13 protein-coding genes are annotated in these 16,378 nt (G+C 72.6%); 10 read left to right on the forward strand and 3 right to left on the reverse strand.

Annotated elements, in window-relative coordinates; translation table 11 throughout:
- The first annotated feature begins 70 nt into the window (after nucleotides 1–70).
- Nucleotides 71–2,215, forward strand: a complete 2,145-nt coding sequence (locus tag B9S57_RS16285; protein WP_103516306.1) for a primosomal protein N' — start codon at nucleotides 71–73, stop codon at nucleotides 2,213–2,215.
- A 141-nt stretch (nucleotides 2,216–2,356) separates the two neighbouring features.
- Here the strand turns inward: B9S57_RS16285 and B9S57_RS16290 are convergent, their stop codons facing one another.
- Entirely contained in the window at nucleotides 2,357–2,869 is a 513-nt protein-coding gene (locus tag B9S57_RS16290) for a hypothetical protein (protein ID WP_103516307.1), read from the reverse strand.
- Between the two features lie 259 nt (nucleotides 2,870–3,128).
- On the opposite strand from B9S57_RS16290, the gene fmt reads away from it, so the two are divergent.
- From fmt to B9S57_RS16310, 4 genes are all read left to right on the forward strand, one after another.
- On the forward strand, nucleotides 3,129–4,061 hold the full coding sequence (gene fmt / locus B9S57_RS16295; protein WP_103516308.1) for a methionyl-tRNA formyltransferase: 933 nt from the start codon (nucleotides 3,129–3,131) through the stop codon (nucleotides 4,059–4,061).
- A 101-nt stretch (nucleotides 4,062–4,162) separates the two neighbouring features.
- Nucleotides 4,163–5,596: an RsmB/NOP family class I SAM-dependent RNA methyltransferase gene (locus B9S57_RS16300; RefSeq protein ID WP_103516309.1), complete on the forward strand. Its 1,434-nt coding sequence runs from the start codon at nucleotides 4,163–4,165 to the stop codon at nucleotides 5,594–5,596.
- 102 nt (nucleotides 5,597–5,698) lie between these two features.
- On the forward strand, nucleotides 5,699–6,382 hold the full coding sequence (gene rpe, locus B9S57_RS16305) for a ribulose-phosphate 3-epimerase (RefSeq protein ID WP_103516310.1): 684 nt from the start codon (nucleotides 5,699–5,701) through the stop codon (nucleotides 6,380–6,382).
- 139 nt (nucleotides 6,383–6,521) lie between these two features.
- Nucleotides 6,522–7,508, forward strand: a complete 987-nt coding sequence (locus B9S57_RS16310) for a sugar-binding transcriptional regulator (protein ID WP_181011367.1) — start codon at nucleotides 6,522–6,524, stop codon at nucleotides 7,506–7,508.
- A 75-nt stretch (nucleotides 7,509–7,583) separates the two neighbouring features.
- On the opposite strand, the gene B9S57_RS16315 is transcribed toward B9S57_RS16310, so the two are convergent.
- Complete coding sequence (locus tag B9S57_RS16315) at nucleotides 7,584–8,702, reverse strand: terpene cyclase (protein ID WP_219818566.1); 1,119 nt, start codon at nucleotides 8,700–8,702, stop codon at nucleotides 7,584–7,586.
- Between the two features lie 297 nt (nucleotides 8,703–8,999).
- Between B9S57_RS16315 and B9S57_RS16320 the strand changes: the two genes are divergently transcribed.
- The 5 genes from B9S57_RS16320 (at nucleotide 9,000) to B9S57_RS16340 (ending at nucleotide 15,468) form a co-directional block, all read left to right on the forward strand.
- Nucleotides 9,000–10,466 carry a GuaB1 family IMP dehydrogenase-related protein gene (locus tag B9S57_RS16320; protein WP_103516312.1) on the forward strand — a complete coding sequence of 489 codons (1,467 nt, stop codon included), beginning with the start codon at nucleotides 9,000–9,002 and terminating at the stop codon, nucleotides 10,464–10,466.
- 200 nt (nucleotides 10,467–10,666) lie between these two features.
- On the forward strand, nucleotides 10,667–12,127 hold the full coding sequence (locus B9S57_RS16325; protein ID WP_103516313.1) for an aldehyde dehydrogenase family protein: 1,461 nt from the start codon (nucleotides 10,667–10,669) through the stop codon (nucleotides 12,125–12,127).
- 113 nt (nucleotides 12,128–12,240) lie between these two features.
- Nucleotides 12,241–12,696, forward strand: coding sequence for an Lrp/AsnC family transcriptional regulator (locus B9S57_RS16330; RefSeq protein ID WP_103516314.1), 456 nt, complete (start codon nucleotides 12,241–12,243; stop codon nucleotides 12,694–12,696).
- A 231-nt stretch (nucleotides 12,697–12,927) separates the two neighbouring features.
- On the forward strand, nucleotides 12,928–13,725 hold the full coding sequence (locus B9S57_RS16335; RefSeq protein WP_103516315.1) for a carbon-nitrogen hydrolase family protein: 798 nt from the start codon (nucleotides 12,928–12,930) through the stop codon (nucleotides 13,723–13,725).
- A 51-nt stretch (nucleotides 13,726–13,776) separates the two neighbouring features.
- Nucleotides 13,777–15,468: an NAD(P)/FAD-dependent oxidoreductase gene (locus tag B9S57_RS16340; RefSeq protein WP_103516316.1), complete on the forward strand. Its 1,692-nt coding sequence runs from the start codon at nucleotides 13,777–13,779 to the stop codon at nucleotides 15,466–15,468.
- A 51-nt stretch (nucleotides 15,469–15,519) separates the two neighbouring features.
- On the opposite strand, the gene B9S57_RS16345 is transcribed toward B9S57_RS16340, so the two are convergent.
- Nucleotides 15,520–16,230, reverse strand: a complete 711-nt coding sequence (locus tag B9S57_RS16345) for a DUF5995 family protein (RefSeq protein WP_103516317.1) — start codon at nucleotides 16,228–16,230, stop codon at nucleotides 15,520–15,522.
- Between the last annotated feature and the right edge of the window lie 148 nt (nucleotides 16,231–16,378).

Genomic DNA, 16,378 nt, shown 5'->3' on the forward strand with positions numbered 1-16,378 from the left:
CCGGGCCCCGGCGTGTCCGGCTGCTCCCGACGGCCGGGCCGTGTCCGTGGTGTCTGGTAGGAAGGTGGCTGTGAGCAGCGACGACGAGCGGTCCGACGAGCCCGGGTCCGGGGCACCGGAGCAGCTTGCGCTCATCCGGGAGACGGTGCGCCGGGCCAAGGTGCCGCGCGCCAAGCCGCGGACCTGGCGGGGCGCCGCGCTCGCCGAGGAGCTGCCGGTCGCCCGCGTCCTGGTGAACAAGGGCGCGCTCCATCTCGACCAGTACTTCGACTACGCCGTTCCCGAGGAGCTCGACGCCGACGCACAGCCCGGCGTCCGGGTCCGGGTGCGCTTCGGGGCCGGGGGCCGACAGGTCCGCGGCGGGCGGCGCGAGGGCGGAGGGCTGATCGACGGCTTCCTGATCGAGCGTCGCGCCACCTCCGACTACCAGGGCGCCCTCGCGGCCCTCGCCTACGTCGTCTCACCCGAGCCGGTCCTCGGGCCGGAGCTGCTGGAGCTCTCACGCGCCGTCGCCGACCGCTACGCCGGCAGCCTCGCGGACGTCCTGCAGCTCGCCGTGCCGCCCCGTAACGGCCGTGCGGAGGGCAAGCCCTCGCCCGGGCCCCTGCCGCCACCCCCCGCCCCGGATCCCGGGACCTGGGAGCGCTATGCCCAGGGCCCCGGCTTCCTGCGGGCCCTCGCCGAGGGCGGGGCGCCCCGGGCCGTGTGGACGGCGCTGCCCGGACCGCACTGGCCCGCGGAGATCGCCCGTGCCATGGCCGCGACCCTCGCCTCGGGCCGGGGGGCGCTTGTCGTCGTGCCGGACGGCCGGAGCGCGGGGCGGGTCGACGCCGCTCTCACCGCTGTCCTTGGGGAGGGGCGCCACGCCCTGCTGACCGCCGACTCGGGGCCGGAGAAGCGCTACCGGCAGTGGCTGGCGGTCCGGCGCGGCTCCGTGCGTGCGGTCGTCGGGACCAGGGCCGCGATGTTCGCCCCGGTCGCCGACCTGGGCCTGGTCGTGCTCTGGGACGACGGGGACTCCAGTCACAGCGACGACAACGCCCCCTTCCCGCACGTCAGGGAGGTCCTGGAGCTGCGGGCGGCGCACGGCCGCTGCGCGTTCCTGCTGGGCGGGACGAGCTGCACGGTGGAGGCCGCCCAGCTCGTCGAGAGCGGCTGGGCCCTGCCCCTGCGCGCCGACCGGGACCAGCTGCGTATCGCCGCCCCCCTCGTGCGTACGGTGGGCGACGCCGAGCTCGCGCGGGACGGTGCGGCCCGCTCGGCGCGGCTGCCCAGCCTGGCCTGGCAGACCGTACGGGACGGGCTGCGCAGCGGTCCCGTGCTCGTCCAGGTGCCCCGCCGGGGGTACGCCCCCCGGCTGGCCTGCGAACGCTGCCGCGAACCCGCGCGGTGCCGGCATTGCGCGGGACCTCTGCAGGCCCCGGACCAGCGGGATCTCGACTGCGCCTGGTGCGGGCGGGCGGAGACGGCCTGGAGCTGTACGGCCTGCGGGGGTGTGCGGCTGCGGGCGCAGATCGTCGGGGCCCGCAGGACCGCCGAGGAGCTGGGGCGGGCGTTTCCCGCGGTGGCGGTGCGGACGTCCGGACGGGACCACGTGCTGGACTCCGTGCCGGACCAGCCCGCCCTCGTCGTCAGTACGCCCGGGGCGGAGCCGGTGGCCGAGGGCGGCTATGCGGCGGCGCTGCTTCTGGACGGCTGGGCGATGGTCGGCCGGCCCGACCTGCGGGCGGGCGAGGAGGCGCTGCGGCGCTGGACGGCGGCCGCCGCGCTGGTGCGGGGGCAGCCGGAGGGCGGCACGGTCGTGATCGTGGCCGAGCCGACCCTGCGGCCCGTGCAGGCGCTGGTCCGCTGGGACCCGGTCGGACACGCCCGCCGCGAGCTCGCGGAACGCGCGGAGCTCGGCTTCCCGCCGGTGTCCCGGATGGCGTCGGTGACCGGACCGCCGGAGGCGGTGGCCGCGTATCTCGCCGGTGCGGAGCTGCCGCCGGAGGCGGAGGTGCTCGGGCCGGTGCCGGTGCCGGGCGCCGGCACCGGCAGGCCCCGCAGACAGGGCGACGCCCCGTCCGGGGAGACCTGGGAGCGGGCGCTGGTCAGGGTCCCGCCGGGGCGGGGGGCGGCACTGGCGGCGGCGTTGAAGGCCGCTCAGGCGGCACGGACGGCCCGGGGCACGGGGGATCCCGTGCGGATCAGGATCGATCCGCCGGACATCGGCTGACGTCGTGGTCCAGGCGACCGGGCGTCCGGACGAGCGGGTGACCGGGCTTTCCGTGGGTACAGGGGGCCACCGGGGGCCCGGCCCGTCCGGCGGCCGCGCGTCCTCGGTCGCCGGACCGCGGCCGGCTCGTCGACGGCCGCCTCAGCCGTTGCGCGGACCCGGGAAGGCGCCGGGGCGGTCCGAGGGCTGCGGCGGCATCGAGCGGGCCGCCGGCACCGCGGGGGCGGCGGGGGAGGAGCCCGGTGCGGCGGGCACCGCACGGTTCACGGCCTCCGGAGCGCCCTCCGCGGCCCCCGGCTGCGGGGTGGCGCGGCGCGCGCCGTAACGGCGGTGCACCGCCTGCTTGGTGACTCCGAGGGCGGAGCCCACCGCGTCCCACGAGAAGCCCAGCGAGCGGTCGAAGTCCACCGCCGCCGTGACCAGAGTCTCGACACTGTCCCGCAGTTCCTGGGCCAGCCGTACAGTCGGGGCCGGCGCCCTGCCGTAGACGACGAAGCCCGCGGAGGGGCCGGAGCGGCGGGGGCGGTAGACGTTGCCCAGCTGTGCGGTGAGCGTACGCAGAGCGTCCACCTGCCGCCGGACCCGCTCGATGTCCCGCACCAACAGGTGCAGACTGGCACGCGCTTGGGCGTCGTGGGTTGCGTGGTCGGCCATGAACAAGCCTCTCGAACCGGCGTTGAAAGGGATCGGACCGCGCGGCGGCGGCCCACTTCGGTCAATCTCACTTGACCAACGCCTCACCCGGCCATGTGGTCACGCAATAGGGGCGTATGTGCATGTGCGCGGGGCGCACGGGCCTGCGTACGCCCCCTGCCCGCCGGGTCCGGGCGCGCCCGGACCCGGCCCCCGGCACCCCCTAGACTGGTGTGCTGCTCGCCACGTACGTTCCGGCCCGAGAGGCAGTCCGCCACCCATGAAGCTCGTCTTCGCAGGCACCCCCGAGGTCGCCGTTCCCGCTCTGGACGCCCTGATCGCCTCCGACCGCCACGAGGTGGCGGCCGTGGTGACCCGCCCCGACGCACCGGCCGGGCGCGGACGCCGGCTGGTGGCCAGCCCCGTGGCCGAGCGCGCCGAGGAGGCGGGCATCGAGGTGCTCAAGCCCGCGAGGCCGCGGGACGAGGACTTCCTGGCGCGGCTGCGGGAGATCGCCCCCGACTGCTGCCCGGTGGTCGCCTACGGCGCGCTGCTGCCCGGAACCGCGCTGGACGTGCCGGCCAGGGGCTGGGTCAATCTGCACTTCTCGCTGCTGCCCGCCTGGCGCGGGGCCGCACCCGTGCAGCACGCGGTGATGGCCGGCGACGAGGTCACCGGCGCGTCGACCTTTCTGATCGAGGAGGGCCTGGACTCCGGACCGGTGTACGGCGTCCTGACCGAGGAGGTCCGGCCCACCGACACCAGCGGAGACCTGCTCACCCGGCTCGCCTTCGCCGGCGCCGGGCTGCTCGCGGCGACCATGGACGGCATCGAGGACGGCACCCTGCACGCCGTGCCGCAGCCGCCCGAGGGCGTCACCCTCGCCCCCAAGCTCACCGTCGAGGACGCCCAGGTGCAGTGGTCCGCGCCCGCGCTCCGGGTCGACCGGGTGGTGCGCGGCTGCACCCCCGCCCCGGGAGCGTGGACCCTCTTCCGCGGGGAACGTCTCAAGCTCGTCCAGGCCACGCCCGTCGTGGACCGCACCGATCTCGCCCCGGGCGAGCTGTCCGCAGGCAAGAACAACGTGTACGTCGGCACCGGCTCGCACGCCGTGGAGCTCCTCTGGGTCCAGCCCCAGGGCAAGAAGCCGATGCGGGCCGCCGACTGGGCCCGCGGTGTGCGCATCGCCCACGGGGAGCTGCTGGGCCTCTGAGGGCCCGGGCGGGCGGGCCGGGGGCTCGGGAGAGGGTGGCCCGGGGCGGCGACGTACGCTGGACGGGTTCGCCCCCTCACCCTCAGCGGAGCACCTTTCACGTGAACGACCAGCAGCGTCGACGTCCCGCCAAGCCCCACCGCCGCCCTCAGAAGGACCCGGTCCGGTTCCTCGCCTTCGAGGTCCTCAGGGCGGTCGACGAACGCGACGCCTACGCCAACCTCGTCCTGCCCCCGCTGCTGAAGAAGGCCCGCGCCAAGGGCGACTTCGAGGGCAGGGACGCGGCGCTGGCGACCGAGCTGGTCTACGGCACCCTGCGCCGTCAGGGCACGTACGACGCGATCGTCGCCGCGTGCATCGACCGGCCGCTGCGCGAGGTCGACCCGCCGGTGCTCGACGTGCTCAACATGGGTGTCCACCAGCTGCTCGGCACCCGTATCCCGACCCACGCGGCCGTCTCCGCCAGCGTGGAGCTGGCGCGGGTGGTACTGGGCGAGGGCCGCGCCAAGTTCGTCAACGCGGTGCTGCGCAAGGTCTCCGCGCACGACCTGGAGACGTGGGTCGAGCGCGTCGCCCCCTCGTACGAGGAGGACGCGGAGGAGCACCTCTCGGTCGTCCACTCGCACCCCCGCTGGGTCGTCTCCGCCCTCTGGGACGCCCTGGGCGGCGGCCGCGCCGGGATCGAGGACCTGCTGGAGGCCGACAACGAGCGGCCCGAGGTGACCCTGGTGGCCCGTCCCGGCCGGTCGACCCCCGACGAGCTCCTGGACGCCCTGGGCGAGGAGAGCGGCCTCCCGGGCCGGTGGTCGCCCTACGCCGTGCGGATGGCCGAGGGCGGCGAGCCCGGCGCCCTGGACGCCGTGCGGGACGGCAGCGCCGGTGTGCAGGACGAGGGCAGCCAGCTCGTCGCCGCCGCCCTGGCCGACGCACCCGTCGAGGGCGGGGACACGCGGTGGCTGGACGGCTGCGCCGGCCCGGGCGGCAAGGCCGCGCTGCTGGCCGCGCTCGCCGCCGGGCGCGGCGCGACACTGCTCGCCGCGGAGAAGCAGCCGCACCGCGCCCGGCTCGTCGAGCGCGCGCTGGCCGGCAACCCGGGTCCGTACCAGGTGATCACCGCCGACGGGACCCGGCCGCCCTGGCGGCCCGGATCCTTCGACCGGGTCCTCATGGACGTGCCCTGCTCCGGACTCGGTGCGCTGCGCCGCCGCCCGGAATCCCGCTGGCGGCGGCGCCCGGCCGACCTGGAGAGCTTCGCCCCGCTGCAACGCGGTCTGCTCCGTGAGGCGTTGAAGGCCGTCCGGATCGGCGGGGTCGTCGGCTACGCGACCTGTTCGCCGCACCTCGCGGAGACCCGCGTCGTCGTCGAGGACGTCCTCAAGGGGCGCGGCGGGGAACCGTTCGAGGCGGAGTGGATCGACGCCCGCCCGCTGCTCCCGGGCGTCCCCGCCCTGGGCGACGGACCGGACGTCCAGCTGTGGCCGCACCTGCACGGCACGGACGCGATGTACCTCGCGCTGCTGCGCCGAACGGCCTGACCGGGGTGAAAAGGGCGGGATTGCGCGAACCGTGATGATCCCGTGAGGCTTTGAGGCGCACCGGGGCGGGGAAGCGGCCCGGAGCATGGCAGGCTTGGGGGCATGGCCCAGATCAACCCCAGCATCCTGTCCGCCGACTTCGCCCGTCTCGCCGAGGAGGCGAAGGCCGTGGAGGGCGCCGACTGGCTCCATGTCGATGTCATGGACAACCATTTCGTGCCCAACCTGACGCTGGGCGTGCCCATCGTGGAGGCGCTGAGCAAGGCGACGGACACCCCGCTGGACTGCCATCTCATGATCGAGGACGCGGACCGCTGGGCACCGCAGTACGTCGAGGCCGGCGCGGGCTCGGTCACCTTCCACGCGGAGGCCGCGGCCGCGCCCGTGCGCCTGGCCCGGGAGATCAGGGCGAAGGGCGCCCGCGCCTCCATGGCGCTGAAGCCCGCGACGCCCATCGAGCCGTACGAGGACCTGCTCCCCGAGCTCGACATGCTGCTGATCATGACGGTGGAGCCGGGCTTCGGCGGCCAGGCGTTCCTCGACATCATGCTGCCGAAGATCCGCCGCACCCGTGAGCTGATCTCGAAGCACGGCCTGGAGCTGTGGCTCCAGGTGGACGGCGGTGTCTCCGCCACCACGATCGAGCGGTGCGCCGAAGCCGGAGCGGACGTCTTCGTCGCCGGCTCGGCGGTCTACGGGGCCGAGGACCCCGCCGCGGCGGTGCGGGCGCTCCGTGCGCAGGCCGACGCGGTCACGGCTTCGGCACCCTGGGCATGCGGCCACTGAACCAAGCTGAGATGAACGCGGCCCGACGGGCCTGATCAAGGATCGCCGGATCTGACAGGATGGACGGCGTATCGAGCGTGTGAACAGCAGTGAGGAGATCGCGGTGTCTGGCATCTCGGCGGGTCGGTCAGCCATGCGGATGGGACCCGCGGAGCTGGTGCAGGCGGCGGCCATGGCCCGCCGGTTCTACCTGGAGGGAAAGTCGAAGATCCAGATCGCCGAGGAGTTCGGCGTCAGCCGCTTCAAGGTGGCCCGGGTTCTGGAGACGGCCCTCGAGCGTGATCTCGTACGGATCGAGATCCGGGTACCTGCGGAGCTGGACGCGGAGCGCTCCGACGCGCTCCGGGCCCGCTACGGCCTGCGGCACGCCGTCGTCGTCGAGTCCCCGGCGGAGGAGCAGGACGACGCCGCCGACCCGGAGAACCTGGGCGAGGTCGCGGCCGATCTGCTCGGCGAGCTGGTGAACGAGGGCGATGTGCTGGGGCTGGCCTGGGGCCGCTCCACCATCCACATGGCGGCCGCCCTCGACCGGCTGCCCCCGTGCACGGTCGTCCAGCTGACCGGGGTCTACGACGCGGGGACGGCCGAGCGCGGCTCGGTCGAGGCGGTCCGCCGCGCCGCGCAGGTGTCCGGCGGCGAGGCGCACCCCATCTACGCGCCGATGCTGCTGCCCGACCCGGCGACGGCTGCGGCGCTGCGCCACCAGACGGGCATCGCCCGCGCCTTCGAGTACTTCGACAAGGTGACGGTCGCCGCGGTCTCCATCGGCTCCTGGGAGCCCGGGATCTCCACCGTCCACGACATGCTCTCGGACGCGGAGCGGGCCCACTACGCCTCACTCGGTGTGGCGGCGGAGATGTCCGCCCACCTCTTCGACACCAACGGGCGCCGGGTCGGCCGGGACCTCGGCGAGCGCTGCATCACCGTGGAGGCCGATCGGCTGCGCCGCATCCCCGAGGTGGTGGCGATCGCCGGAGGGCAGCGCAAGGCGGCCGCGATCGGCGCGGTGCTGCGCTCGGGCCTGGTCACCAGTCTGGTCACGGACACGGCGGCGGCCGACTACCTCCTGACGGAGTCCGCAGCGGGCCAGCGGCCCGCCCTGGAGCGGGCCGACCCCGACGAGTGACAGCGGGCACGACCCACACCGGGCAGGACGGAGGCCGGGCACCCGTGCGGTGCCCGGCCTCCGTCCTGCCCGGTGTCAACGAATGCCGTTGCCCGCGCCCAGCCGCGCCCCGGCGGCGTCCGGGCGTGCATGGTCCAAGACCGTCGGGGCGCCGTCGGTGCCGGGCTGCGCGGCATCCGCGCTCACGCCGAGGACGGACTCCTCCAGGTAGGCGTCCGGCTCCGCGTACTGGCTGACGTCCGCCGGGTTGTAGCGGGGCGTCTGCCTGGACCAGTCGAGATTCCCGCGCATCCAGCTCCGCATCCCGTCGAGATACGGCACGAGCAGCCCCGCCAGCTCCGGGTACAGGGCGAGCAGCTCGCCCTCGGCCGTGAGGAACCGTGTCGTCTCGGTGGCGATCTCCGCGCACACGTGCTCGAGCGCCTGCTGTTTGCCGTAGCCACGGTGGTGACGGACCAGATGCACGAGATTGTGGATCTCGCCCAGCACCTGTTCCTTCTCGTACGAGTAGACGTCGTTGGCCCAGCACACGACGTTGCAGGAGGCCTCCAGCGCGGTGATGAACCGGGCGTCGTTGTGGACCGACTCGGGCGCCTCCACTCCGGCCACGATCTCTATGAGGTCCATGCACACGTGGATCGCCCCGGTGTGCCGGCGCCCGGCTGTGTAGGCCGCCTCGGACGGCACGATGCCGGCGGCGCGGTTCCCCGCCTCCCAGGTGGTGGCGGTCGTCAGATACGTCATGAGGTGCCAGGTGAACCGGGCGCGCCAGTGGGGGGCGGCCCGCGGAATCGTACGTTCCCACAGATCCGCCAGGGCGACGAGCGCGGCGGGGGCCTCCTCGTCCGGCCGGGGGCCGGGGGCGCCGTCCTCGACCACGGCCCGCATCCGCTCGACCACGTCACGTACGCGTTCGGGGCTGCGGCCCAGGTCTCCGTCGTCGAGCTGGTCGTCGACGAGGAAGAGCCAGACGAACCAGTCGGCGACCAGGTCGAGGTGCTCGCCGTCCGCCGTCGGGTAGACCATGCCCACGAAGGCGCCGAAGTCGGCCTGTTCGAACCGCTGCCGTGCGGACTCTCGATGGACCAGGCCGGTGCGTCGTGTCCACGTGTCGAGGTGCTCGCGGGTGTGATCCACGTGCGGGTTGCTCCGCTGGGGGAACGGGCAGTAGATGTCGGGCAGTTCGCTCTCCACAGGCGGATCCCCATCCTCTCCGGCCAGACGCGCGACAGGTGTTCCCGGCTCGTGGGCGCTGTGGCGCCTGCTGCCGGGACGACCTGCGGCTTTGAAGTTACCTGACCCCGCGTCACCCGGTCCAGGGATCGTGATCACGAAGGATCGAATCGTGTTCGGGTAAGGTCCATGGGTAAGGCAGGTTTCCACTTGCCCCGCCCCCGGGCAGCCTCCTTGGAGGAACTGACGAACGCGGGGGTGCATTGCTGTGTCTTCGTGGAAGCGACCTGCACCGTTTCGTATGAAAAAATGAGTGTTATGCGTTTTCTTGAACCCGGTACCGGTCGCTACACGACCTCTCCCTCGGTCCCCTACGACCTCACGTACGACGACGTCTTCATGGTCCCCGGCCGCTCCTCGGTCGGTTCCCGCCAGGCCGTGGACCTGTCCTCGCCGGACGGCAGCGGTACCACCATCCCGCTCGTCGTCGCGAACATGACCGCCATCGCGGGCCGCCGGATGGCCGAGACGATCGCCCGCCGCGGCGGCCTGGTCGTGATTCCCCAGGACATCCCGATCGAGGTCGTCACCGAGGTCATCGGCTGGGTCAAGAAGCGCCACCTCGTCCTCGACACGCCGATCGTGCTGGCCCCGGGCCAGACGGTCGCCGACGCGCTGTCGCTGCTGCACAAGCGGGCCCACGGTGCGGGCGTCGTCGTCGACGCGGAGAACCGGCCCGTCGGCGTCGTCACCGACCACGACCTGACCGGTGTGGACCGCTTCACGCAGCTGTCCGAGGTCATGTCCAAGGACCTGGTCGTGCTCGACGCGGACATCGACCCGCGCGAGGCCTTCAACAAGCTCGACGGCGCCAACCGCAAGCTCGCTCCGGCGGTGGACGCGGACGGCCGGCTCGTCGGCATCCTCACCCGGAAGGCCGCGCTGCGCGCGACGCTCTACACCCCCGCGACGGACGCCGACGGAAAGCTGCGGATCGCGGCGGCCGTCGGCATCAACGGAGACGTGGCGGGCAAGGCCAAGCAGCTCCTGGACGCCGGTGCCGACGTGCTCGTGGTGGACACCGCCCACGGGCACCAGGAATCCATGATCAGCGCGGTGCGGGCCGTCCGTGCGCTCGACCCGCGGGTCCCGATCGTCGCGGGCAACATCGTCGCCGCCGAGGGTGTGCGCGACCTGATCGAGGCGGGCGCCGACATCATCAAGGTCGGTGTGGGACCCGGCGCGATGTGCACCACCCGGATGATGACCGGCGTCGGCAGGCCGCAGTTCTCGGCCGTGCTGGAGTGCGCCGCCGAGGCGAGGAAGCACGGCAAGCACGTCTGGGCCGACGGTGGTGTCCGCCACCCGCGCGACGTGGCGATGGCGCTCGCCGCCGGTGCGTCCAACGTCATGATCGGTTCCTGGTTCGCCGGTACGTACGAGTCGCCCGGCGACCTCCAGCAGTCCGCCGACGGGCGGTACTACAAGGAGTCGTTCGGGATGGCGTCGGCGCGCGCGGTCAAGAACCGCACCTCCGAGGAGTCCGCCTACGACCGGGCCCGCAAGGCGCTCTTCGAGGAGGGCATCTCCACCTCGCGGATGTTCCTCGACCCCAGCCGTCCCGGTGTGGAGGACCTGATCGACTCGATCATCGCGGGGGTCCGGTCCTCCTGCACCTACGCGGGCGCGTCCTCGCTGGAGGAGTTCGCCGAGAAGGCGGTCGTCGGTGTGCAGAGCGCCGCCGGCTACGCGGAGGGCAAGCCGCTCCACGCCAGCTGGCAGTGACGCCGCGGGCCGTGCGGCCCGCGTCACGGGTGCCCCTTTCGGCTGTTCACGCCGGGAGGGGCGCTTCTGTGTGCGCACCCGGCGTGGAGGAGCAGGCGCTCGCGGCCACCGGCGGGACCCCCGTCGCCCCTTCAACTTGGTTGAAGGGTAAGTAATATGAGCCGCAATCAGCTGCCCGCCCCTCTGCGGTAAGGGATTTCATGTCTTCCTTCTTCACCGACCTGGCCCAGCAGTACATCGACGGCGAGTGGAGGCCGGGGAAGGGGGCCTGGGACATCATCGACTTCAACCCGTACAGCGGGGAGAAGCTCGCCTCGATCACCGTCGCGACGGCCGGCGAGGTCGACCATGCCTACCGGGCCGCCGAGCGGGCCCAGCCCGAGTGGGCGGACACCAATCCGTATGCCCGGCGGACGGTGCTGGAGAAGGCGCTGCGCGTCGTCGAGGAGCGCGAGGCCGAGATCGCCGAGGCGATCGTCGCGGAGCTCGGCGGAACCCACCTCAAGGCCGGCTTCGAGCTGCACCTGGCCAAGGAGTTCCTGAGGGAGGCCGTCCAGCTCACGCTGCGGTCCACCGGGCAGATACTTCCCTCGCCCACCGAGGGCAAGGAGAACCGCGTCTACCGGCTGCCCGTGGGCGTCGTGGGCGTCATCAGCCCCTTCAACTTCCCCTTCCTGCTGTCGCTCAAGTCGGTCGCGCCCGCGCTGGCCCTCGGCAACGCCGTGGTGCTCAAGCCGCACCAGAACACCCCGGTCTGCGGAGGCACCCTGATCGCCAAGGTGTTCGAGGAGGCAGGGCTGCCCGCCGGGCTCCTCAACGTGGTGGTCACCGACATCGCCGAGATCGGCGACAGCCTGCTGGAGCACCCCGTCCCGCAGGTGATCTCCTTCACCGGCTCGGACACGGTCGGCCGTCACGTCGCGACGGTCTGCGCCGCCCACCTCAAGCGTGCGGTGCTCGAACTGGGCGGCAACAGCGCGCTGATCGTCCTGGACGACGCCGATGTGGACTACGCCGTCGACGCGGCCGTCTTCAGCCGCTACGTCCACCAGGGCCAGGTCTGCATGGCCGCGAACCGCATCCTCGTGGACCGCTCGGTGGAGCAGGAGTTCACCGAGAAGTTCGTCGCCAAGGTCGCCTCCCTGCGCGTCGGGGACCCGGCGGACCCCGCGACCCACATCGGCCCGCTGATCAACTCCTCGCAGGCCGACGCGGTGTCCAAGCTCGTCGACGAGACCGTGGAGGCGGGCGCCACGGCCCTGCTCCACGGCCGGGCCGACGGCAACGTGGTGAGCCCGTCCGTGCTGACCGGCCTCCCCGCCGATTCCCCCGTCCTGCAGCAGGAGATCTTCGGGCCGGTTGCCCTGCTCGTCCCCTTCGACGGTGAGGACGAGGCCGTCCGGATCGCCAACGACACCCCCTACGGGCTGAGCGGCGCGGTGCACACCGCCGACATCGAGCGCGGCGTACGGGTGGGACAGCGGATCCGCACCGGAATGATCCACATCAACGACGGCACCGTCCACGACGAGCCCATCGTGCCCTTCGGAGGGGAGAAGAACTCGGGGCTCGGCCGGCTCAACGGCGAGTCGATGCTCGAGGCCTTCACGACGCAGAAGTGGATCTCCGTCCAGTACGGGCGCTCGCAGTTCCCCTTCTGACCGGCCGCGCCCTGCGGCTGGCGCGTCCCTCGCGGCGCGCCCGTGGTCTACTTCGGGGGGCGGCCCGCGCCGCCCCCGAGCCCCTCCGCCGCAGAGATAGCGATCCGCCCGAAGTGCGCCTGAACGACCTCGACGAACGCATCGTCCACGCCCTCGCCGAAGACGCCCGCCGTTCCTACGCGGACATCGGCGCGCTCATCGGCCTCTCCGCACCCGCGGTGAAGCGCCGTGTGGACCGGCTGCGCGCGGAAGGAGCCATCACCGGTTTCACCGTGCGGGTCGACCCGGCGGCGCTCGGCTGGGAGACCGAGGGGTTCATCGAGATCTACTGCAGCCGCAACACCGCCCCCGAGGCGATCAAGCGGGGCCTGGCCGCCTATCCGGAGGTCGCGTCCGCGTCCACCGTGACCGGTGACGCCGACGCGATCGTCCAGGTCTTCGCGGCCGACATGCGCCACTTCGAGCAGGTACTGGAGCGGATCGCCGGCGAGCCGTACGTCGAGCGGACCAAGTCGGTCCTCGTGCTCTCGCCTCTGCTGCGGCGGTACTCCTCGGGCTCGCCCGCCTGACCGGCGGTCGTCGCGCGACCGGGGTCACGCTGCCTCACGGGCGAGTACCGGGGAGACCGAAATCACTCGCCTGACCTGCGAAGACCTCCGGCGCAACGAATCGCCGCCCGGGCCGCTTCCCACGCAACGGATCGACCGTGCACACGCAACATCCGCGTCTTGTCGGCCCCGATCTCCGCGCCGTACCTTCGATACGTCTCCCCACCCCGCCCGTCCCGCCCGAGGTCAGCCATGCCGTCGTTGCGTACCGCCCTGCTCCAGAGCTCCGGACGGACCGGATCCGTCGACGCCAACCTCGCCACGCTCGACGAGGCCGCCGGACGGGCCGCCGCCGCCGGTGCCCGGCTGCTGGTCTGCCCGGAGCTGTTCCTCACCGGATACGCCATCGGCGAGGCCGCCCCCGAGCTGGCCGAGCCCGCCGACGGCCCCTCCGCCGGCGCGGTCGCCGACATCTGCGTACGCCACGGCCTCGCCGTCCACTACGGCTACCCGGAGCGGGCCGGCGAAGCGGTCTTCAACGCGGCGCAGCTCATCGGCCCCGACGGCACCGCGCTCGCCAACTACCGCAAGACCCACCTCTTCGGCGGCTTCGAGGAGAAGTGGTTCACCCCCGGGGAGCGGCCCGTGGTGCAGGCCGAGCTGGACGGCGTAAGGGTGGGGCTGCTGATCTGCTACGACGTCGAGTTCCCGGAGAACGTACGCGCGCACGCCCTGGCCGGAACCGAGCTCCTGCTGGTCCCGACCGCCCTGATGCACCCGTTCCCGTTCGTCGCCGAAGCCGTCGTGCCGGTCCGCGCCTTCGAGAGCCAGATGTACATCGCGTACGTCAACAGGGCAGGCAGGGAAGGTGAGTTCGACTTCACCGGGCTGAGCTGCCTGGCCGGCCCCGACGGCACGGTCCGTGTCCGTGCCGGGCGCGGAGAGGAACTGCTCGTCGGTGAGGCCGACCCCGGCCTGCTCTCCGCGTCGCGCGCCGCCAACCCGTATCTCCGGGACCGGGTCCCGGGCCTGTACGGCTCCCTGGTCTGAGCGCCCGCCTCCACCCCCGTCCCACGCTTCCCCGCAAGGAGTCCGTACCCCATGACGTCCACGGTGCCCAACGCCGTCCAGCACACCGACGCGCAGCCGCCGATCACCATGTTCGGGCCGGACTTCCCCTACGCCTACGACGACTTCCTGGCCCACCCGGCGGGCATCGGGCAGATACCGGCCACCGAGCACGGCACCGAGGTCGCCGTCATCGGGGGAGGCCTCTCCGGCATCGTCGCCGCGTACGAGCTCATGAAGATGGGCCTGAAGCCCGTCGTCTACGAGGCCGACCGGATCGGCGGGCGGCTGCGCACCGTGGGCTTCGACGGCTGCGACCCCTCGCTGACCGCCGAGATGGGCGCCATGCGCTTCCCGCCGTCGTCCACGGCGCTCCAGCACTACATCGACCTGGTGGGCCTGGAGACCAAGGAGTTCCCCAACCCCCTCTCCCCGGCCACTCCGTCGACCGTCGTGGACCTCAAGGGGGAGTCCCACTACGCGCGGACCATCGAGGACCTGCCGCAGGTGTACCGCGAGGTGATGGACGCCTGGAACACCTGCCTGGAGGAGGGGGCCGACTTCTCCGACATGAACCGCGCGATGCGCGAGCGCGATGTGCCGCGCATCAGGGAGATCTGGGCGAAGCTCGTGGAGAAGCTCGACGACCAGACCTTCTACGGCTTCCTCTGCGGCTCGGAGGCCTTCGCCTCCTTCCGCCACCGGGAGATCTTCGGGCAGGTCGGCTTCGGCACCGGCGGCTGGGACACCGACTTCCCCAACTCGATCCTGGAGATCCTCCGCGTCGTCTACACCGAGGCCGACGACCACCACCGGGGGATCGTCGGCGGCAGCCAGCAGCTGCCGCTGCGCCTGTGGGACCGCGAGCCGCAGAAGATCGTCCACTGGCCGCTCGGCACCTCGCTGTCCTCCCTGCACGGAGGGGAACCGCGCCCCGCCGTGACCAGGCTCGACCGCACCGCCGGAAACCGGATCACGGTCACCGACGCCACCGGCGACATCCGCACCTTCCGGGCCGCGGTCTTCACCGGCCAGTCCTGGCTGCTGCTCTCCAAGATCGCCTGCGACGACGCGCTCTTCCCCATCGACCACTGGACGGCGATGGAGCGCACCCACTACATGGAGTCGTCCAAGCTCTTCGTCCCCGTCGACCGGCCGTTCTGGCTGGACGAGGACGCGAAGACCGGCCGGGACACGATGTCCATGACCCTCACGGACCGGATGACCCGGGGGACGTACCTCCTCGACGACGGACCCGACAAGCCGGCCGTCATCTGCCTTTCGTACACCTGGTGCGACGACAGCCTGAAGTGGCTGCCGCTCTCCCCGAACGAGCGCATGGACGTCATGCTCAAGTCCCTCGGAGAGATCTACCCGGGTGTCGACATCCGGGGCCACGTCATCGGCAATCCGGTCACCGTCTCCTGGGAGAACGAGCCGTACTTCATGGGCGCGTTCAAGGCCAACCTGCCCGGCCACTACCGCTACCAGCGACGCCTGTTCACCCACTTCATGCAGGACCGGCTGCCCGCCGACAAGCGCGGACTCTTCCTCGCGGGCGACGACATCTCCTGGACGGCCGGTTGGGCCGAGGGCGCCGTGCAGACCGCGCTCAACGCCGTATGGGGTGTGATGGCCCAGTTCGGCGGCGCCACCGACCCGGCGAACCCCGGCCCGGGCGACGTCTTCGACGCGATAGCCCCGGTGGAGCTCCCGGAGGGCTGAGGCGGCGGCCGGGGGCGAGGGACGCGAGCCCCCGGAAGAGGGAGGAGCGTCTCAGCGGAAGGGGGTGAGCAGGAAACGCCCCACCAGGCCGGCCCCGGCATCCATCCGGGTCCTGAACTCCTCGGCCAGGGGCGGCACCCCTCGCAGCCGCCACAGCATCCGGGCCGCCGACCATGATGCCTCGCGCGCTCTCTCCAGGCTCCAGGCCCCCGCGAGATGGGTGAGCGGATCGGCGACCTCCAGCAGATCGGGACCCGGCATCAGATCTTCGCGGATCTGCTCCTCCAACAGGACGAGGAGATCGCCCACCCGGTCGAACTCCTCCTCCAGGTCCACCGGAGCGCAGCCGAGCGTACGGCAGGTGTCCACGACGGCCAGCGCGAGATCGTGCCCGATGTGCGCGTTGATACCGGCCAGTGCGAACTGCACTGGGCGTACGCCCGGATGGCGCCGGAACTGGAACAGGGGGCGCCAGCAGGCGGGCGGACAGCCGCCCGAACCGGCCGTGTCCACTGCGGCCAGATAGCGCTCGGCGAACCGTACGTCCAGTGTGGACACGGCCTCCCGGTCCGGGAAGACGCCGTCCGTCAGGTGCCGGCCGAGGGTCTCCGTGACCGTCAGATAGACCTGGTTGAAGACCGCCACGCCGTCCCCGGGCGGCCAGTCGGAGCGGAGCGCACGCATCCGCTCGATCACCGCGCCGACGTCGGACACCGTGCCGGCCGCGCCGGCCGGACTTGCGAACTGCTCGATCCGGTCCATGCGGGCAGCGTCCCAGCCATAGGCTCGCCACGGCGCCGACGGGCCGGAGACTTCATCGGAACGGACGAACACCGGGCGCCGGGGGAGGGGACGAGAGGTGCCGGGCGTACGTGTGGGAGGCAGGACCGAGGCGAGGCGCCGGAGGCGC

The organism is Streptomyces sp. SM10, from assembly GCF_002910915.1.
GTDB lineage: Bacteria > Actinomycetota > Actinomycetes > Streptomycetales > Streptomycetaceae > Streptomyces.

What these genes read in the sequence shown, in the direction of transcription:
- B9S57_RS16290 (WP_103516307.1), bottom strand. Translation starts at nt 2,869, where the DNA reads ATGGCCGACCACGCAACCCACGACGCCCAAGCGCGTGCCAGTCTGCAC.
- fmt (WP_103516308.1), top strand. Translation starts at nt 3,129, where the DNA reads ATGAAGCTCGTCTTCGCAGGCACCCCCGAGGTCGCCGTTCCCGCTCTG.
- rpe (WP_103516310.1), top strand. Translation starts at nt 5,699, where the DNA reads ATGGCCCAGATCAACCCCAGCATCCTGTCCGCCGACTTCGCCCGTCTC.
- B9S57_RS16310 (WP_181011367.1), top strand. Translation starts at nt 6,522, where the DNA reads ATGGGACCCGCGGAGCTGGTGCAGGCGGCGGCCATGGCCCGCCGGTTC.
- B9S57_RS16320 (WP_103516312.1), top strand. Translation starts at nt 9,000, where the DNA reads ATGCGTTTTCTTGAACCCGGTACCGGTCGCTACACGACCTCTCCCTCG.
- B9S57_RS16325 (WP_103516313.1), top strand. Translation starts at nt 10,667, where the DNA reads ATGTCTTCCTTCTTCACCGACCTGGCCCAGCAGTACATCGACGGCGAG.
- B9S57_RS16335 (WP_103516315.1), top strand. Translation starts at nt 12,928, where the DNA reads ATGCCGTCGTTGCGTACCGCCCTGCTCCAGAGCTCCGGACGGACCGGA.
- B9S57_RS16340 (WP_103516316.1), top strand. Translation starts at nt 13,777, where the DNA reads ATGACGTCCACGGTGCCCAACGCCGTCCAGCACACCGACGCGCAGCCG.
- B9S57_RS16345 (WP_103516317.1), bottom strand. Translation starts at nt 16,230, where the DNA reads ATGGACCGGATCGAGCAGTTCGCAAGTCCGGCCGGCGCGGCCGGCACG.